This window comes from Bacillus sp. NPDC077411, from assembly GCF_044543425.1.
Classification (GTDB): Bacteria; Bacillota; Bacilli; order Bacillales; family Bacillaceae_G; genus Bacillus_A; species Bacillus_A bruguierae.
Window position 1 is genome coordinate 44,570 of sequence record NZ_JBITWA010000005.1, and the last position, 19,502, is coordinate 64,071.

A 19,502-nucleotide genomic window follows, 5' to 3' on the forward strand; every position below is an offset into this window, starting at 1 on the left:
CAGTTTGTCACAATGTCTCATAAGACTTGCATCCCATTTATCTTCAACTTTTTATATTTAACAAATGGAGGAATCCAAAAAACATAACTGTAGTTAGGGTCTTCTACTTCACATTGAACTTGATCGATTCAATTAAAGTAAATTTATAATCCTCGGGAACAACTCGTTTCTTTTAGAATTACATACCTCTGTTCAGCCGGTAGTTTAAATGGCATGACTCATCATGCCATAAGCAGTAAAAATATTGGAGCTATTTATAGCCATTCGATTTCAATCATGACTTCGGGAACCTCTTTTTTTGTATTATGATTTGTAATCGCATTGGTTGAGAACCAGATTTTTTTTATGAACGTTTTAAAGAAAGCATTACAGTTTTCGGAGTCATATGTCTCTATCCTATCTAACATTTCAATAATTTTTTCTAACCGTCGTTGTTCTTCATCTGTATTCTTCAAGTTTTTTAATTGAATATCAACTAATTCAAGCTGTTGCTTAACTTGTTTGATTTGTTCCTCGTTCTCTTCACTCATTACAAGAAATTCACTCTTTCTTATTTCCCCGTCTGCTCTCATTATTGTTAAATTTTTTTGTCTCTTTTCATATCTTTCTAATTGCTTTTCTAATGAGTCCATTTGTGAAAGGAATTTATTTTCTTCATCCGTAATATCAAGAGATTTTAATTTCCGAATGGTCTTTTCAAGATCCTCCTTCTTTTCTTTTACCTTATTAATTACGTAGTCTTCTACAGGAAGATACTTATGTCCCCTATCTCTGCATTTATTATTGCTTATTTTGTAAAAACAAGATTTAATAAAATCAGTTCCGTTACCATCAATTTGGATGTATCTTTTTCTTCCACAGCAATTACAATAAATTAGGTTTTGAAGTCTTCGGGTTGCTTTCCTTTTATTAAAAAAATTTCCTGTTGTGTTTTCTTCAAGTATTTTTTGAACTTCTAACCATTGTTGCTTTGAGATGATTGGTTGATGGGCATTTTCTACAAAAACCTCATCAACAACTCTCCCGTTTACCCTTCTACAAGCTTTGACTACCCCATAATATACAACATTTCTTCTTATTGATGAGATATGAGAAGTCGTTAGAACCTTACCACTTCTACTCCTCCAACCTAGCAAATCTAATTCTTTGGCTATTTCGTTTGCACTAACTCTTTCTAAAGTCTTTTGGAATATGTATCTAATTATTTTTGCTTCATCCTCAACAATGACTAATCTTTGATTTTTGTCCTTTTCATATCCCAAAGGTGCCTTATTACTCATTGTCCATCTTCCTTGTTCTGCTGCTGCCAATCGACCTCGCCCCAAACGCTTTTTAATTTGCTTATATTCAAAATTTGCCATCATTGCTTGGAAAGAAAATAACATTTCATTACTTTCTTGATTTAGATCAATAGCACCCTGTGGTGTTAATATTTTGATGTCATGTGCAATCAACACTGATTTAATTTGTTCAGCATATGCATTGTCACGAGAAATCCGGTCTATATCCATTACCAAAAGATAATCGTATTCATCTAATTTACTTAACAATAAATTCAGCTGAGGTCTTTGTATGTTTACACCACTCGAAATTTCTTGATAAATGTCATATGTCAACTTATGTTGCTTTGCAAGTTTAATTAGAGCATTTCGATGATTTGTTAAGATATCCTCAATATCTAATTGTTCTTCATTCCTAGATAAACGTAAATACATAGCAGCCAACGCCATTTTATAGCCCCCAATGTGTCATATTAAATTCATAACACATAACCAATAAAAATAGAAAATTAACATTTGTGACTTTACCAACGGTACCATATAACGTAATCACGACTATATCTCCTATATTGTATTTGGGCTGCTTTTTTCTCGTCATGTCTCTCTCTCTCCTTTTCAAGTCGTGATTTTAAGTATGTGACGATAACAGTATATGCGACCCATTACAAAAACGCTTATCACATGAGGTTGTATAATTGAATATTTTTTCATGAAAAAATACACTCCTCTATAGGAGTGTACATAACACAAATTAAAAATGAATAGTGGTAAAACGATCTGAAAATAGGCGTTTCACTCTACTGCTCTTGCATATATAATTCCCATGCACGATCAAAAATGCTCATACTTTCTAATGAACCGCTTAACTCTAAGTATGAACTAACTTCATCATAATCCTCCGATTGTTTTGGAAAACTATGATCTTCATACATTGTTTCCGCCAAGTCGCATAGTTCATCTTTCAATAAAGAAGCACGGTGCTTCATCATATAATGATAAAATGACTTTTTCAATACTATTCCCTACCTTTCTAACTTGGCTACATTATACAAGGCAAACAAGAAAAAAACCAGCATGAAAAATGCTGGTTAAAAATCAAAATAATTTCGCTTTAGTAAACGAGGGCGCTCCATAAGTTCTGTATATGTGACTTGTTTTGGCAAATCTTTCGTATAAATTAAAAAGAGCTGATCTTCAATTTCTTTCACAATAGCCTCTGATTGATAATGCATTCCACAAGTTGAACATGCGATACAAGGTGTTTCTTCAATTGTAATTGTTTGTGTTCCATCTGGTAACTCCCAGTAGACAGTATTTACACTTTCAATTGCTTCTTCACCTTCACACCACATACATCTCATACTGCATCTCCCTCAGTTTTTTTACTCTCATTTAATTTTTCCATTTGTGCTTGATATTTTTTATCTTTCAACTCGTCACGCTTTTCACGTTTATCTTTTAATGAAGCATGCGTATTATTTGTTTCATAATCTTTGCGGCGATTCATACGTTGCAAGCCTTCTGGTACAAGATTAAACTTCTTATCGCTCATCAGTGCTGCTATACCAACATCAGAATTCTTTTCTTCATAAGTAGGATAAATTTCTTTGAAATATCCTTCTGCTCTGCCTGCTACATAATTCTCTGGCTCTGGATACGTTGTAATAACACCTTCAAAGTTGCGAAGAACAACTTTGTCAGCACTTTGTGAAATAATATAATTTGGCTGAACAGCAATTTTACCACCGCCGCCCGGTGCATCTACAACAAATGTTGGCACTGCATAACCAGACGTATGTCCGCGTAACCCTTCAATAATTTCAAGGCCTTTAGAAACTGGTGCACGGAAATGACCAATTCCTTCAGATAAGTCACATTGATAAATATAGTAAGGACGCACGCGAATTTTTACTAAATCGTGCATCAATTTTTTCATAATTGGTACGCTATCGTTAATACCCGCTAAAATAACAGCCTGGTTTCCAAGCGGTACACCTGCATTCGCAAGCATTTCACAAGCAAGTTTAGATTCTTCTGTAATCTCAATAGAAGTATTAAAATGTGTATTTAACCAAACTGGATGATATTTTTTAATGATATTGCAAAGGTTTTCCGTAATACGCTGCGGAAACACAACAGGAGCTCTCGTTCCAATACGGATAATTTCCACATGCGGAATTGCACGTAAATTCTTTAAAATGTACTCTAAAATGTTATCGTTAATGAGAAGTCCATCACCGCCAGAGATTAACACATCACGAACTTGCGGCGTTTCACGAATATAAGCAATCGCTTCGTCTAATTGCTTCTTTGGAACTCCCATTCCAATTTGTCCACTAAAACGACGACGTGTACAGTAACGACAGTACATAGAACATTGATTTGTTACTAGGAAAAGAACACGATCTGGATAACGATGTGTTAATCCTGGAACTGGTGAATCTTCATCCTCATGAAGCGGATCTTCTAAATCGTACTTCGTTTTATATAATTCCTCTGAAATCGGTACAGATTGCATACGAATTGGACAACGTGGATCATCTGGATTCATAAGGGATGCATAGTATGGTGTAATGTTTAATGGGATTGTTTTTGTTGAAATTTTAACACCTTCTTCTTCTTCCGGTGTTAAATTAATTACTTTCTTTAAATCATCTAATGTTTTAATTGTATTTGTTAACTGCCAAATCCAATCATTCCATTGCTCCTCTGTAACATCTTTCCATAATTCAATCTCTTTCCAATGACGTTCTGGTTTATATACGTCGTGTAACATTGCCATTCCCCCTTTTTCAAACGCTCACTATTTATTAAAGCAATAATCATGCCAACTTTAACGGTTACGTCTAGATTTTGATTCCTTTCTATTCGTACAACCTTGACTATTACAAGCTTCTTGACTATAAAAATATCGTTTTATTCGAAAGAAAAATAAAAATACCCCTTTAAAAAACAGAATTTTCTTTACTTTTATATATGTAAGCGCTCATTTATTCGTGCAAATGCACAAAAAGCTGCCGATTATTCGGCATATTTCGCATATTTATTTAATTTATACTGCAAAGTTTGTCTTGGAATACCTAACAACTTTGCAGCTTGTAAAACATTCCCTTTCGCTTCTAACATCGCTTGTTCAATCAACTCTTTTTCCGTTTTGTAAAGCGCTTCCCGAAGCGGTAATATTGGCTGTTTTTGCGGATGTGGCATTTGCCGAAACAAACGTGGCAAACAAGATAACGTTAGCATTTTCCCTTCTGCTACAATGACCGCATGCTCAATCATATGCTTTAATTCACGTACATTACCTGGCCAATGATACTGAAGCAATCTCTCTTTTGCATCTTCACCTATACCAATCACATTCTTTTTATATTCTTTGTTATAAGCCTTCAAAAAGTACGGGGCTAGCAATAAAATATCTTCCTTTCGCTCGCGAAGCGGCGGAATAAATAAAGAAAACACATTTAATCGATAATATAAATCTGTACGAATTTTATTTTCACGAAGGCACTCATCTGGAGGTTGATTCATTGCTGTAATTACGCGTACATCAACTTTTCTTGTTTTATTATCACCGATGCGGCGAATGATACCATCTTCTAATACACGAAGCATTTTTGCTTGTAAATCTAACGGCATCGAATTGAGTTCATCTAAAAATAATGTGCCACCGTCCGCAAGCTCAAATAAACCTGCGCGCTCTATGGCACCTGTATAGCTGCCTTTTGTTGTTCCAAACAGCAAGCTCTCAAGTAATGATTCTGGCAAGGCAGCACAGTTTTGAGCGATAAACGCGTTATTTCTTCTTTTCGATGCTTCATGTATTGCTTGTACAAATAGCTCTTTTCCCGTTCCTGTTTCACCGTAAATAAGTACGTTCGCATTAGTAGTCGCAACCTTTTGCGCCAGCTGTTTCGTCTGTAAAAAGCGCTTATCATTCGTTATAATCGTATCAAATGCTACATGTCTGTATGGTGCTTTTCTCGCTGGTGATCGCTTCATTTTCGACTGCAAGTCAGCAATTTTTTCTGTCAACTTTTGCATAGTAGAATAATCTTTTGCAATTTCAACAGCGCCAGCAATGCGTCCTTCTATAAAAATCGGTAGCGTTGTATTCACCGTATAAACATCTTCTCCACTTTGATTTTGGTATCGCTGCACTTGATGCAGGATTGGCTTTTTCATTTGCAATACCTTTAACAGTGTACTCGTTTCTGGTGTTAACGAAGGAAATGCCTCTAATAAATACTTACCAAGTACATCTTCTACATTCGATCCATCATGTTTTGCTGCTACTGTGTTATAAAAAATAGTAACTCCATTTTCATCTACCGCGTGAATGGCTTCATCAATGCTACTTAAAATCGCTTCAATCACTTCTTGTGTTGAAATCGCCAGCAACGTACTCTCCTCCTTTGCTCAAAAATCAGCAATTATTGTGCCAGATTTTGAGCACCTACCGCTAAAATGAAACTCCCATCAGCGAGGACTTTTTCTCCCCCACTTATGGAAGTTGAACAAATTGATTCTTTTCGAACCTTTATTTCTCTCTTATACTATGTACTAAATACGAGATAAATCCTTTGCCCAAACGTTCATATCCTCTAACTTATCAAAAATATAACAGTTATTTGCGAGCCGTCCTGTGTACGTATATCCAAGCTGATAAAATGCTGCGTTCATACCAAATGAAAGTGCCCGTGCGATTGTATACGAACAAAAAATACCTCTCTCTTGCAGTTCTTCTTCTAACTTCATAAGTAAACTTTTCATAAAACCATGCTTTCGATACTCTGGTAATGTTGCGCAATTTGTTAGTTCTGCATTTCCTTCTTTTACATTCATTTCTGCTGAAGCGGTGCTTATAATCTTTCCTTCCGTTTCATACACATAATAAATCGTATCTTCCTTCATCGTTTTCACAATATAATCGACTTTATTCAAAGGTGTTGGATAAATCTCAAATACTTTTCCAAATACGTCTGCAAGCTGCTTTGCATCTTCTTCTGTCGCTTTTCGCAAAACAAACTGTGCTGGTATTTCTTTTTCTATTACTTTCTTCGCAATTACACCACTTACAATTTCATCTTCCTTCACCCACTGCACACTATTTCGGCGTTCATCATCCCGATATTTCACCATAAAATATGCATCATGCCCCTGGAAGTATTGCGGAATACTTGCTTCTAATATAAAGCCAAGAGAGAGCCACTCAGAAACGTGCTCTCTCTTTCCTTTTATAATTAATTTCGTGAAAGAATGAGAGTTTGCGAGTTCTTCAACTTTATACATTACTTGTTCGACATTTCCCTTATAATGGTCAACTCGAATACGTTTATTAAAATAATCTAACGTGCCTTCTACTGTATAGTACTTCGTCTGTTCTGCAAATTCTTCGTAATATTTCATTTGTCCACCTCGCACCAATCTAGCAGTGTGCATGCAATAATTTTTGCTGCTGCGATCATTTTATCAATTTCAATATATTCATTTGGATAATGTGCGACTTTCGTTTCACCTGGACCAAACACGATAGTTGGAATATTTGCGATTTGTGTAAATAAGCCTCCATCTGTTCCCCACGGTGATGCCTCAATAATTGGCTCTGTACCTTCAATATGTACAAAATTGCCCTTTAGCGTCGTCATAAGCGGATGTTTTTCTTCTAATTCACCAGGAACCCACCTTGCGCCAAACCATTCTACTTCTACTGGATGTTTTGCAAACCATGGATCTACCTGATTTAACTGTCCTATCCAATTTTCAAATTCTATTTTTGCCTCTTCCATACTTTCATTCGGCGCAACACCATATCTTCCTTCTAAAGTAAGAAAATCTGGTACAGAGCTTGGCCAGCTGCCACCTTCAATTTTCCCGATATTAATCGGAATTGGAATCGGGATTCCTTTATATAAAGGATCTGTAATCCGTTCATTTCGTTTTTCTTCTAGCTTTCTCACATGCCTCACAACAAGCATGCTTTTTTCAATAGCACTTACACCTTCATAACGTGTCCCACCATGTGCAGCTTTCCCTTTTACGAATAAACGAAACCACATTGAACCTTGTTGTTTCGGGAAAAATTTCATATTCGTCGGCTCTGGGATAATCACACCATCTGCCTCGTAGCCTCGTAAAAGTGCTGCAAGCGTACCTGCGCCGCCGCTCTCTTCTTCTATTACACTTTGAAAATATACATCTCCCTTTAGAGAAATGCCTGTTGCTACAATTGCTTCGATTGCCAGCATGAGCGATACATTACCACCTTTCATATCGGTTGTACCGCGTCCGTATATACGATTCCCAATTTGTTCTCCTGCATACGGATGATGCTCCCACTGATTCACATCGCCTTCAGGCACAACATCAATATGACCATTTAAAATCATCGACTTTCCGCCGCCGTTTCCCTTTAACGTTGCTACAATATTAGGACTATCGTTAAAACTTGTACGCGGTGAGACGAAATACGGATGATCTTTCATTTTCGTAAACGACGGCTCCCAAATATCCAAATCTAAACCAAGCTCACGAAGCTTTTCAATTACAACTGCCTGTGCTCCGCTTTCATCTCCACTCGTACTTTTTTCTTGAATTAAACGTTTTAATAATTTCACACTCATATTTTCATGACTTTCAATATATTCACACACTTGTTTTTTATATTGCTCCAATTGTTACATCTCCCTTCAGTCAATCACTAGTAAAGACGGACTTACATGAAAAGCAGCTTCTGTGCATTTTTTTACATCTTCTACTGTGTACGGACTCATTAATTCTTGCAGCACTAGTCCTTCCGGTGTTACTTCCATTACTGCCATATCTGTAATAATTACGTCTACACATCGTTTTGATGTAAGCGGAAGCGTACATTCTGAAACAATTTTTGATTTTCCGTATTTATCGACATGATTCATGACAACAACAACACGTTTTGCCTTTTGCGCTAAATCCATGGCACCACCTATTCCTGGTACACGCTTACCAGGTACAATCCAGTTTGCTAAGTCACCTTTTTCACTTACTTGCAGTGACCCGAGAATGGTAATATCAAGTAATCCTTTTCGAATCATCCCAAATGCTGTGCTACTATCAAAATAACTAGCTCCGGCAATAATTGATGTCGGCAAGCCAGCCGCATTACATAAATTTTCATCCTCTTCGCCTTTTACAGGTGTTGGTCCCATACCAACGATACCGTTTTCCGCATGAAACATAACATGCATATCATCTGGCAAGTGATTCGGAATAAGAGATGGGATGCCGATCCCCAGATTCACAATCATTCCGTTTTGAATTTCCTTCGCAGCACGCTTTGCAATTTTATTGCGAACATCTACTCCCATGCCCATTTCCAATTCACTCCTCCCGATGGAATGATATAATCAACAAATACACCAGGCGTTATAATCTCTTCTGGATCGAGTTCCCCAAGAGGAACAATTTCTTCAGCCTCTACAATCGTAATATCTCCAGCCATTGCGACATGTGGATTCATATTGCGTGCACTTTTATCAAACACGAGGTTTCCAAACGGATCTGCTTGTTTCGCAAACACGATGGACACTTCTGCGGTTAATGCGGTTTCAATCAAATATGTCTTCCCATTTATTTCAACTGTTCGTTTTCCTTCTTCTACAATTGTATCCATTCCAACATCAACAAGAACACCACCTAGTCCGACTCCTCCAGCTCGAATTCGTTCTGCCAATGTACCTTGAGGGGAAAATTCAATTTGCAATCTCCCTTCATTTAACTGCCGTCCTGCATTTGGGTTTGAACCGATATGCGATGTAATTAATGACTTTACACGCTCATTTGTCACAAGGCGACCAATTCCCACATCAGGAAAACCAGTATCATTACCGATTAAATGTAAATCATGAATTCCTTTATCTAAAATCGCTTGAATTAAAGAGGGAGGGGAGCCAATGCCTCCAAACCCTCCAAACATAAGCGTCATCTCATTATGAAAATATGGCATAACATCTTGTATTGTTTTTAGCTTTTTAAATGTATTTGTAATAGTTGTCATGCGATACTATGCCCTCCTTTTTGTGTCATTTCCTCTACACTCTTCGCAAAAATATGAAGTAGTTCATCCAGCTCTGCATATGTAGTCGTAAGCGGCGGCGCAACTAACAATGCACTATCTTCCTTACCCGCTTGCCCTGATACAGCTTGGTATAAAAGAAGACCATTTTTCGCCGCAACCGAAATAAGTTCAGATGCTTTTGTAAACGGTTGCAATTCTACTCCAATCAGAAAACCTTTCCCGCGTACATCAGCAATAATTGTCGATTGTTGCTGCATCTTTTGCAAACCTGCAATTAAATATTCCCCTTTTTCAGCAGTTTCTTCTGGCAAATGGTGCTTTTCTGTATATTCAATTACCGCTAAAGCTGTTGCTGCAGAAAGTGGATTTGCGCTCAATGTATGCCCACTCATCACAGAACGGGACCCTCGTAAAATCGGTTCCATCACACGATCACTTACCATCGTTGCAGCAATTGGCGCATAGCCAGCTGCTAACCCTTTTCCGAGCGTCATAATATCCGGCTGGACACCCCAGTGTTCCATCGCAAACCATGCTCCAGTGCGGCCAAGTCCTGTCATAACTTCATCAGCAATAAATAAAATATTATAATGCTCACAAATATCCTTAATCACCTTATAATAATCTTTCGGTGGTACAACAGCTCCCCCAGCTGCACCGATAATCGGCTCCGCAATAAACGCTGCAATATGCTCTGCTCCAATACGTTCAATGGATCGCTCTAACTCTGTTGCGCACGAAAGTTGACATGTCGGATACACCTTTTGGACTGGACAACGGAAACAATACGGGGCTGGTAATGTCGGGTAATCTTCCAATATGGAAACAAAACGTTGCCTACGCAGCGGATGCCCAGACATGGATAATGCTCCCATCGTAATTCCGTGATAACTCATCCAACGCGATAAAATTTTATGTTTCCCTTGAATACCGCGTTCTTGAAAATGTTGAATTGCAATTTTCATTGCCGTTTCATTTGCCTCTGTACCGCTATTCACGAAGAAGCTCCAATTTAAATCCCCCATATTTAAGTCGCTCAGCTTTTTTGCGAGCTTCTCTGCCGGTTCGCTCGTAAACTGCGAACGATACACAAAGGCAATCTCCTCCGCTTGCTGCTTAATAACTTCTGCAATCTCCGTTACGCCATGTCCGATACTTGCTGTAATCGCTCCTGACGAACCATCAAAATATTTGTTGCCGTTTTGATCATATAAGTAAACACCTTTCCCGTGTGAAATCATCGGATACGGTTGACCAACAAGTGGCTTAATTAAGTAATCACGCATGACGTTCCCCCCGTTTCTTCAACTCATATATAAATATGTAGAAAATCAATTCTTCTTTCATAAAAAAATTCTCTGCCTAGGCAGTGATTCTATTAAAAAGTCATTATTATAGAATATAAAAATAAATGCATAAAAACAAAATAGAAAGAAATTTCAGAAATAATAATCTATAAATCAACAATATTCTCTCTAATCCCCCCCATCCAAGCAAAACCAGCAACTAAAAATCTTCTTACTCCTCTCTTCTAAAATATCATTTAAAATGAAAATATGTTGCTAATGTGTAAACTTCGACAGCACTCTGAGGATTTTCCTTCTTGCTTCTTCATTTTGTTTCATATACTTTCAAACAAATTTAGACAAAATTTTCATAAAAAGAAACTCGTCCTATGATAAGACGAGTTTCTTCTATAAACATATATTATCCTACTACAACTTCTTCTCTTTTTTCTGTTTTCCTTGTTAAATGTTCTACGATATTACGAGCAATTTGAACACCGCATGCACTTGCTTGTGCGAGTCCGCGTGTAACTCCAGCGCCATCTCCGCCTAAGTATAGGCCGGAAATTTCGGATTCAAAATGTTCGTTTAGTTTTGGTCTTGCGGAGTAGAATTTCGCTTCTACACCGTAAAATAATGTATGTTCAGATGCAATACCTGGTGTGACATGATTCAATGCTTCTGTCATTTCAATTAAGCTTTTCATTGTATTGTATGGCAATACAAGACCTAAGTCTCCTGGTACTGCTTCTTTTAATGTTGGCTCAAGAAACCCTTCTTGAATACGCTTCGGCGTAGAACGACGACCTTTTAAAATATCTCCATACTTTTGTACCGTAACTCCACCCATTGAAATACGATTTGCTAAGCGTGATACTTCATGTGCGTATTCGTTCGGCTGATCGAACGGTTCAGAAAATTGATGTGATACTAAAAGCGCAAAGTTTGTATTATCACTTCCTAGCACAGGATCTTTATATGCATGACCATTCGCTGTCATAATACCAGAGTGATTTTCAACAACAACATGACCAGACGGGTTACTACAGAATGTGCGTACTCGCGTTCCGACAGATGTGTTGAATACGAATTTTCCTTCATAGAGATGCTTATTTATTTCTTCCATTACGATATTTGAAGTTTCAACGCGAACACCGATGTCTACTTGATTCGTGCTCATTTTTAAACGGCGTTTTTTCATAATTTTTGTGAGCCAAGCAGATCCATCACGCCCTGGTACAATGACTACTTTTTTCGCTGATAGTATTGTTCCATCTTTTAAAACAATTCCACGTACAGTATGTTCATACTCTGCTTTTTCAGTTACGATGTCGTCTACTTCCACTTTAAATTTCATGTCAATTTTCTCTTTTAAATATTCAAAAATGCTTTTTAAAATTTCTAAGTTTTGTTCTGTTCCTAAGTGACGAACTTGTGCACGCAATAGTTTTAATCCTGCTGCATAAGCACGCTTTTCAATATCACGAACTTCATCCGTTAATGGATCTGTAATTGATGTAGTTGCACCGTGTGCTAAGTTAATTTCATCTACATATTTGATTAAGTCCAATACTGTCGATGGAGATAAATAATCTGTCATCCAACCACCGAATTCACTTGTAATGTTAAATTTACCATCTGAATATGCTCCTGCCCCGCCGAAGCCATTTGTGATTGAGCATGCTGGTAAACATCCTGCATACTCTTTCTTTCCAGCAGCAGGCGGACATTTCGTTATTTTCTTCTGAAGAATCGGACAATTGCGCCGATAAATATCATGTCCTTTATCAATTAATAGCACTTTTGCATCTGGCATTTTACCAATTATTTCATAGCAAGCGAAAATTCCCGCAGGACCTGCACCTACAACAATTACATCATAGTTCGTATTCATATATTCATTCCCCCATTGCATTCCTTAGAAAACCCTTACTAAAGGTAGCATGTTCCATTTGGAATGTCAACAAAACGAACGAACGATTTTCATAAACCCTATTTAAACGTTCGTGAAAAATCCGTTTTTTTATGTATATGGAATTAAAAAAAGCATTAAAAACAAGAAAGAACCGATTAATCCATCCCGTACCACTGAATAGCAAGACCCCCACCTCAAGATTAAAAAAGGCAAAGAAACTAGGTGGAGGATAACTGCTGGCATGCGCCCGATTGGGCAGGCTTTCCATCAGTGAAGGATGAAGCTCTCTACTGATGGAAGTTTCACTTTATTATTAATCGGTTCACCATGACGCTCTTTCTGCATAACTAGAAGCGTACGCAAGTAGCTCCAATAATAATTAATAAAATAAACAACACAACAATGATCGCAAAGCCATAACCATATCCACAGCCTCCAGCGCCATATCCACCGTAGCCATATCCACAGCCATAACCTGGATATCCTCCACCGTAACCCCACATAGTTTTTCACTCCTTACATCCATTTAAAATAGTTTACATTCACAAAATATGTAGGACAAACATCTATTTGTATGTGTGTTTGCCTAGAAATAAAAAAAATCTCCAGCTTAGCTAGAGATTTCATCTCCTTAAAGATTAGCAAGACTTTTTTGCATACCTTCTCATTGTACATGCATATAGTTGTAATAATGATAATAGAGGGAGGCAAATCAATGAATTCATCTGAAATAGAAAAATATGCCCAGCAAGCTGCAATATATAAACAACTTGCTTGTTATTACAAATATACAAATCCGCAAAAATATATAGAGGTATACTTAAGACACTATGAGGCGATGAAACAACTTGTACAAGCTTACGAGCAAAGCCGTGTATCACCACCGTATTCAAGCGAGCAAGCATTGCCCTCTTACATTCGAATCTTACACGCTTCTCCTGATTCATCTGCCATTGATATTGTTATAAATGGACAAAAAGTAGTAAAAAACATTTCGTTTAAGCAATATAGCCCATATCTTTCACTTACACAAGGGCAATACCGCGTTGATATCGTACCTGCTGGCGGGGAAACTCCCATCTTTTCAACTCTCACTCCTGTAATGGGAAATCATACATATACTCTTGCAGCAGTTGGTAATGTTAATAAACTGCAACTGTTAAATTTAACTGATAATACACCTCTTCCATATGGACAAGCAAAAATACGATTCGTTCATTTATCTCCTGATGCACCTCAAGTAGATGTAGCTTTAAAGGATGGGGAAAAACTGTTTGAAAAGGTTTCATTTAAACAATCAACAGATTATTTACAAGTGAGTCCTGGCGTAGCAGATATAGAAATAGCTGCTGCAGGAACAAAAGACATTATATTAACAATTCCTGAGGTGAAAATTGAGGCAAATAAGATTTATACGGTTGTTACGCTTGGTTATGCTCATAAATCTCCAAAATTGGAAAGTTTATTTTTGACAAATTAAATTTTCTGCAAATACTAAAAACCAGAATAGAAAAAATAATCAATTTCTTTTATAATTTTATAGTAATCTATATATTTTCAGGAGGTTGCTCATGACTCATTTTGAAGAAAATTTAAAAAAGTACGCGCAATTAGTTATACAAGTTGGGATTAATATTCAGAAAGGACAAACTCTCGTTATCCATGCACCTATTACATCTTCTCGCTTAGTTCGTGAATTATCAAAGCAAGCCTATAAATCCGGAGCAAAAAATGTCCATGTCGAATACTCCGATGAAGATTTAACGTTAATTAAATACTTACATTCACCACTAGAAGGTTTGAAGGAATTCCCCCACTGGAAAGCAAAAGGACTTGTTGAATTAGCGAAAAACAATGCTGCTTTTTTATATATTGCTGCATCTAATCCTACTCTTTTTCAAGACATTGATGCAGAAAGACTTGCAATTGCTATGAAAACAAATGCCTCTGGTATGAAGGAACTTAACGAATATCGAATTAATAGTCAATGTAGTTGGTCAATTATCTCTATGCCAACCATTGAATGGGCCTCTCAAATCTTCCCTGAACTCGATGCCAAAGAAGGTGTCAATAAATTATGGGATCTTATCTTTAAAACTACAAGAGTAACTGATGATAACCCTATACAGGCATGGCAAAACCATATTCAATTATTAAATAGTAAAGCACATCATTTAAATGAGAGAAAGTATAAAAAACTACATTATAAATCTGACAAAACAGATTTAACAATCGAACTTCCTAATAACCACAAATGGTTAAGTGCACAATTTCAAAATAAATTACATACTCCATTTATACCGAACATGCCAACAGAAGAAGTATTTACTGTCCCATTAAAAAAAGGGGTAAACGGTGTAGTAAGGAGTACAAAACCCTTAAATTACGGTGGCACATTAATTAATAATTTCTCTCTGACTTTCCGTGAGGGAAAAGTTATAGATTGTTCAGCTGAAACCGGCTATGAAACTTTGAAAAAATTACTGGAAACAGATGAAGGAGCTCTGCATTTAGGAGAAATTGCGCTCGTCCCACACGATTCACCTATCTCGAATACAAACGTTATCTTTTTCAACACATTATTTGATGAAAATGCATCCTGTCATCTCGCATTAGGCAATGCACTTCCTATGTGTATTCAAAACGGTATTAATATGAGTAAAGCAGAGCTTCAAGAAAACGGATTAAATGATAGTATTACTCATGTTGATTTTATGATTGGATCTGCCAACCTCGATATTGATGGCGAAACATCAAGTGGAAAACTTGAGCCTATCTTTAGAAAAGGGAATTGGGCATTTTAATTTTTGTGTCAAAACATAAAGTGAAACTTCCATTTAACAAAAACACACCGTTCAAAATGAGAACGGTGTGTTTTTAAATGTAACAAACTACCACACTATGGCATTTCTTAAAAAATATATAAATCCATTTTCATTTTTCGACACACATGTCGCTGCTACACACAGCCAGATGCTCTCGCCCCTCTTAAAAAGAAAGACGTTCTTATGTGGCTTTTCAGCTTGTATATATAATCGATACAATGATCTACATCTCTACTATATACATTTATTACTTTTCAAACGAAATATGAAATTCTGTCCACTCTTTTGTTGACTTACATGTAATGAATCCTTTATGTTTCTCCACAATTTGTTTACAAACAAATAAACCAATCCCAGTTCCTAACTTTTTTGTAGTTACAAATGGTTCAAATATTGTTTCTATATTTTCCTGCGGAATCATTGGTCCATTATTTTTAATAAAAATATGTATTAACTCTTCATCTTCACACACATCAATAACAATTCTCTTACTTTCTTCTATTCCTTCAAGAGCGTCGATAGAGTTCATTAAAATATTTAAAAACACTTGCCTAACTTCACTTCGATATCCCATAAATGATATTGGATGCGACAAATTTTTCTCGATAGAAACATTTGCATTTACTAAACTCGGATATAAGAATTGGATAATATCATGAAATAAATCATTCAACCAAAATTTTTCTGCTTCATTCCATATTTCTTTTTTTGACACAAGTAAAAACTGAGAAATTCTAAAATTTAATTGATCAAGCTCATGGGAAATAATATCTAAATACGGGAGATGCGGTTGATCCGATTTTAACAACTTTACAAATCCCATAATAGATGTTAATGGATTACGAAACTCATGAACAAAACTTGCTGACATTTGTCCTAATATTGTCAATCTCTCTTTATGCGTTTCGTTAATGAATTTTTGCTTTTCCTCCAAATTTTTCGATATAATTTCTGAGTATTTCAAAACCGTATAATAAATTAAACGATCAAAACAAATATGTATTTTTGCCATGATTGGTTTCAATTCACGAGCACTCACATCTAATTCACACATTGCTTCAAATAATTCATTCCGTCCGACATTCGCATTATAGACAAAGTCACCAATATTTGCATCTGCCCCCGCGCGCTCAATGGCAATTTTCTCACATAATGGTCTAATAAGTTCAATACCTTTCTCACTCATAATAAGCTCAATCATTAATGATAACAATCTTTCTCCGTTTTCATTAATTTCTTGTCTAAAAGGATCATTTTCTGAAATAATAATTTTGTTTTTCCAGTTCTCTACGAATAGCTGTTTATTCATTTCTAAGTACGTACAAAACATTTTACTAATATCTTTATCGATCGGAAAAACCCCCATTCCCTCCATCTCCATACGAAAAACACCCTATATATTTTGAATATTAACACAAAAAACATTTTTCGTTAAGATACTATTGTCACATTTTGTTATTTCATGTTGATAAAATTTTTCAATATAGTATGTGAAATTATTTTTTTTTGCATCCTTTTCATTTTTTTCATACAATAGAAACAAGAAAGGTGTGAAAAAAATGGTAAATAAAAATGTGGAAGACTATCTTCAAGAAGGCATTCACGGGCAAAAACAAAACAAGCCTGAAGAGCGTAACATGTTTTTAAGCACATTGCGTGAACGTGTGGAAATTGCATTAACGATTGGACAGGTAATGCAAACGAACGTTTATTCAGAAATTAAAAAAAGTATGGGTTCTTCTCAAGGATTAACATTGTATGTGAACGGTAACATCGCATATCCACATTTATCTAAATACATTAAATTAGCAAATGAAAAACAAGTGCCGTTTACAATTGTACAAAATAAAGATGCAAATACACCAATTGGACTTGTACTCGCACATAATACAGCAGTCGAAAAAGAACATATTTATGTGGAAGATGAGATTTATAAGCAAGAGATGAACTGACAAAATACGCCTGGCCTCTAACCGGGCGTATTTTTTACGATAAAGTAAAACTTCCATCAGTGGGGGTTTTCTTCATCCCCCACCTATCTTCTTTGCTTTTCTCTAAATCTTGAGGTAGGGATCTTACTGTCCGCGAATAGCGGGATAAACAAAAAAACCTTCCCATATAGGAAAAGGTTATGAACTGACTTGTTCTTGAAGTGAGACATGTTGCTTTGCAACTTCTACAGGCTGCATTGCAAGCTGCTTCGTCACTTCAATTTGTTTAATGTAATGACCATCTAATTCAACAATACGAAACTTATAATTTTCAATATCAATACTATCACCTTGTTCAATTTCAAGATGTTCTGTTAAAATCCAGCCTCCAATTGTATCAACGTCTTCATCATCAATTGAAAGTCCTAACAATGCATTAACTTCACTAACAAGTACTTTTCCTTCTAAAATTGTTTTTGTTTCGCTAATGCGCTGAATTTCTGGCTTTTCATCTGTATCAAATTCATCTTGTATGTCGCCAACAATTTCTTCTAATATGTCTTCAACTGTTACAAGTCCAGACGTTCCGCCGTACTCATCCACTAAAATTGCCATATGTGTGCGTTCGCGCTGCATTTTTACAAATAGATCATGAATAGCGATGGATTCAATAATTTGAATAATCGGACGGGCATACTGTGCAACAGTTTCTTTATTTGTCCCATCATGTTTCACAAAATCTGTGAAAATATCTTTAAAGTTTACAAAACCGATAACATGATCCTTATCTCCATCAATGATTGGATATCTTGTATACTTCTCATTTGACATCATTTTCATTGCTTCCGTAACAGATTGCTCTTTTTCTAAAATTACCATTTCTGTACGCGGAACCATAATTTCTTTCGCAATTCGATCGTCAAATTCGAAAATTTTATTTACATATTTATATTCTGATTGATTAATTTCACCATTTTTATAACTCTCTGATACAAGCATGCGTAACTCTTCTTCTGAATGTGCTGCTTCATGCTTCTGCATTGGTTTAAGCCCAACCATTCTCGTAACAATACGCGCGGAACCATTCAATGTCCAAATAAACGGATATGCAAGTCGGTAGAAAGAAATAAGCGGTCTTGCAATTGCTAAACTAATCCCTTCCGCCTTTTGAATTGCCAACGTTTTTGGAGCTAACTCACCTACCACAACATGAAAAAAGGTAATAAACATAAAAGCTAAAAAAACCGATAAGACAGTTGCTACCGAGGGAGGCACCTCCAATCTTGCAAAAATCGGATCAAGCATACGTTTAACCGTCGGTTCCCCTAGCCATCCAAGGCCGAGCGCTGTCACTGTAATCCCTAGCTGACACGCTGATAAATACTCGTCTAAGTTTGTAATGACTGTTTTCGCAGCAATTGCACGTTTATTTCCTTCTGCAATTAAATAGTCGATGCGCGAGCTCCTAACTTTGACAATTGCAAATTCAGACGCAACGAAGAAAGCAGTTAAGGCAATTAAAACAATCACCATACTTATACTAAATATGTCCAAATACGTTTCCTTACTCACCTTGTAAGTAAGGAAGCCACCTCCTAATTGTTTTATTCTAAAGAAAAAACTTCTCTAACAATCTTACAAGTTTCTACACTAATAATCACCTTTTATACATTATATGCATGCATAAAAAAGATATTTACGTTTATGATAACGAAACTTATACTCTCCGTCAAATAAGAGAAACAGCTGAAATTATATACATACAAATTAAAAAGTCGACATAAAAAACTTCTTTCTTTTTAGGCGGCGAGAGCATCTAGCCATGCATAGAGGCGGTCAGGGCCTTTTTCTGCCACATGCAAGGTTTAAAAACAAAAGGAGAAAGTAAGTAGCGGTCATGTTGTATTCTGCATAGATGCGACTTATAAAGAAAAGCGGAAGCGGCTCGCTCAGAACAAGAGGGGGATGGAGCTTCTGACATAGAGGCGCTTTTTGCCTTGGCGGAAGACGCGAAGCCACCGACTGTTTAGCCCCGTTGGCTAAGGTTCCTTCACACAGAAGGGGTTTTTTACCTTCTTGTGTGGAAGGTTCCTAGACATGAGGGCCTAGGAGGCAGAGCTAGACAAGATGCCGAAAAATTAAAATGGATTTATATAGACAATTTTTTTATTTTCGGGATATTTCCTTCCTAAAAAAATTATTTTTGTGA

At 36.4% G+C, this 19,502-nt stretch carries 18 protein-coding genes; 3 read left to right on the plus strand and 15 right to left on the minus strand.

Features of this window, described 5'->3' with window-relative positions; all coding sequences use genetic code 11:
- Positions 1 to 254 precede the first annotated feature (254 nt).
- The 13 genes from ACIGHG_RS08805 to ACIGHG_RS08865 form a co-directional block, all read right to left on the minus strand.
- Positions 255 to 1,730 (minus strand): recombinase family protein, encoded by a 1,476-nt coding sequence (locus tag ACIGHG_RS08805; protein ID WP_336472657.1) that lies wholly within the window; start codon positions 1,728 to 1,730, stop codon positions 255 to 257.
- Between the two features lies 1 nt (position 1,731).
- On the minus strand, positions 1,732 to 1,878 hold the full coding sequence (locus tag ACIGHG_RS08810) for a hypothetical protein (RefSeq protein ID WP_396548289.1): 147 nt from the start codon (positions 1,876 to 1,878) through the stop codon (positions 1,732 to 1,734).
- Between the two features lie 199 nt (positions 1,879 to 2,077).
- On the minus strand, positions 2,078 to 2,293 hold the full coding sequence (locus tag ACIGHG_RS08815; RefSeq protein WP_336472658.1) for a YozE family protein: 216 nt from the start codon (positions 2,291 to 2,293) through the stop codon (positions 2,078 to 2,080).
- A gap of 75 nt (positions 2,294 to 2,368) precedes the next feature.
- Positions 2,369 to 2,641: a YokU family protein gene (locus ACIGHG_RS08820; RefSeq protein ID WP_396548124.1), complete on the minus strand. Its 273-nt coding sequence runs from the start codon at positions 2,639 to 2,641 to the stop codon at positions 2,369 to 2,371.
- The gene (kamA, locus tag ACIGHG_RS08825) at positions 2,638 to 4,056 is read right to left on the minus strand and encodes a lysine 2,3-aminomutase (protein ID WP_090911579.1); all 1,419 of its coding nucleotides are present in this window, start codon (positions 4,054 to 4,056) and stop codon (positions 2,638 to 2,640) included. Before kamA ends, ACIGHG_RS08820 begins: the two co-directional genes overlap by 4 nt.
- A 245-nt stretch (positions 4,057 to 4,301) precedes the next feature.
- Positions 4,302 to 5,681, minus strand: a complete 1,380-nt coding sequence (locus ACIGHG_RS08830) for a sigma-54 interaction domain-containing protein (RefSeq protein WP_396548126.1) — start codon at positions 5,679 to 5,681, stop codon at positions 4,302 to 4,304.
- A 162-nt stretch (positions 5,682 to 5,843) separates the two neighbouring features.
- Positions 5,844 to 6,689, minus strand: coding sequence for a putative beta-lysine N-acetyltransferase (gene ablB / locus ACIGHG_RS08835; RefSeq protein ID WP_336472661.1), 846 nt, complete (start codon positions 6,687 to 6,689; stop codon positions 5,844 to 5,846).
- Positions 6,686 to 7,954: a peptidase gene (locus ACIGHG_RS08840; protein WP_396548129.1), complete on the minus strand. Its 1,269-nt coding sequence runs from the start codon at positions 7,952 to 7,954 to the stop codon at positions 6,686 to 6,688. Before ACIGHG_RS08840 ends, ablB begins: the two co-directional genes overlap by 4 nt.
- A gap of 15 nt (positions 7,955 to 7,969) precedes the next feature.
- Positions 7,970 to 8,632, minus strand: coding sequence for a CoA transferase subunit B (locus tag ACIGHG_RS08845; protein ID WP_336472804.1), 663 nt, complete (start codon positions 8,630 to 8,632; stop codon positions 7,970 to 7,972).
- Positions 8,617 to 9,315, minus strand: a complete 699-nt coding sequence (locus tag ACIGHG_RS08850) for a 3-oxoacid CoA-transferase subunit A (RefSeq protein ID WP_396548131.1) — start codon at positions 9,313 to 9,315, stop codon at positions 8,617 to 8,619. Before ACIGHG_RS08850 ends, ACIGHG_RS08845 begins: the two co-directional genes overlap by 16 nt.
- On the minus strand, positions 9,312 to 10,622 hold the full coding sequence (locus ACIGHG_RS08855; protein ID WP_090911592.1) for an aspartate aminotransferase family protein: 1,311 nt from the start codon (positions 10,620 to 10,622) through the stop codon (positions 9,312 to 9,314). Before ACIGHG_RS08855 ends, ACIGHG_RS08850 begins: the two co-directional genes overlap by 4 nt.
- 421 nt (positions 10,623 to 11,043) lie before the next feature.
- Positions 11,044 to 12,516 (minus strand): NAD(P)/FAD-dependent oxidoreductase, encoded by a 1,473-nt coding sequence (locus ACIGHG_RS08860; protein WP_336472665.1) that lies wholly within the window; start codon positions 12,514 to 12,516, stop codon positions 11,044 to 11,046.
- Positions 12,517 to 12,884: 368 nt separating this feature from the next.
- Complete coding sequence (locus ACIGHG_RS08865) at positions 12,885 to 13,040, minus strand: YjcZ family sporulation protein (RefSeq protein ID WP_090911596.1); 156 nt, start codon at positions 13,038 to 13,040, stop codon at positions 12,885 to 12,887.
- Between the two features lie 212 nt (positions 13,041 to 13,252).
- Here ACIGHG_RS08865 and ACIGHG_RS08870 point away from each other — a divergent pair, with 212 nt between their 5' ends.
- Positions 13,253 to 14,017, plus strand: a complete 765-nt coding sequence (locus tag ACIGHG_RS08870) for a DUF4397 domain-containing protein (protein WP_396548134.1) — start codon at positions 13,253 to 13,255, stop codon at positions 14,015 to 14,017.
- 91 nt (positions 14,018 to 14,108) lie between these two features.
- Entirely contained in the window at positions 14,109 to 15,341 is a 1,233-nt protein-coding gene (locus ACIGHG_RS08875; protein ID WP_336472667.1) for an aminopeptidase, read from the plus strand.
- Positions 15,342 to 15,609: 268 nt separating this feature from the next.
- Here the strand turns inward: ACIGHG_RS08875 and ACIGHG_RS08880 are convergent, their stop codons facing one another.
- Positions 15,610 to 16,743 carry a BA2291 family sporulation histidine kinase gene (locus ACIGHG_RS08880; protein WP_396548136.1) on the minus strand — a complete coding sequence of 378 codons (1,134 nt, stop codon included), beginning with the start codon at positions 16,741 to 16,743 and terminating at the stop codon, positions 15,610 to 15,612.
- Between the two features lie 178 nt (positions 16,744 to 16,921).
- Between ACIGHG_RS08880 and ACIGHG_RS08885 the strand changes: the two genes are divergently transcribed.
- Positions 16,922 to 17,314 carry a YueI family protein gene (locus ACIGHG_RS08885; protein WP_336472669.1) on the plus strand — a complete coding sequence of 131 codons (393 nt, stop codon included), beginning with the start codon at positions 16,922 to 16,924 and terminating at the stop codon, positions 17,312 to 17,314.
- 177 nt (positions 17,315 to 17,491) lie between these two features.
- On the opposite strand, the gene ACIGHG_RS08890 is transcribed toward ACIGHG_RS08885, so the two are convergent.
- A complete protein-coding gene (locus ACIGHG_RS08890) occupies positions 17,492 to 18,826 on the minus strand; it encodes a hemolysin family protein (protein ID WP_336472805.1) in 1,335 nt (444 codons plus the stop codon).
- Between the last annotated feature and the right edge of the window lie 676 nt (positions 18,827 to 19,502).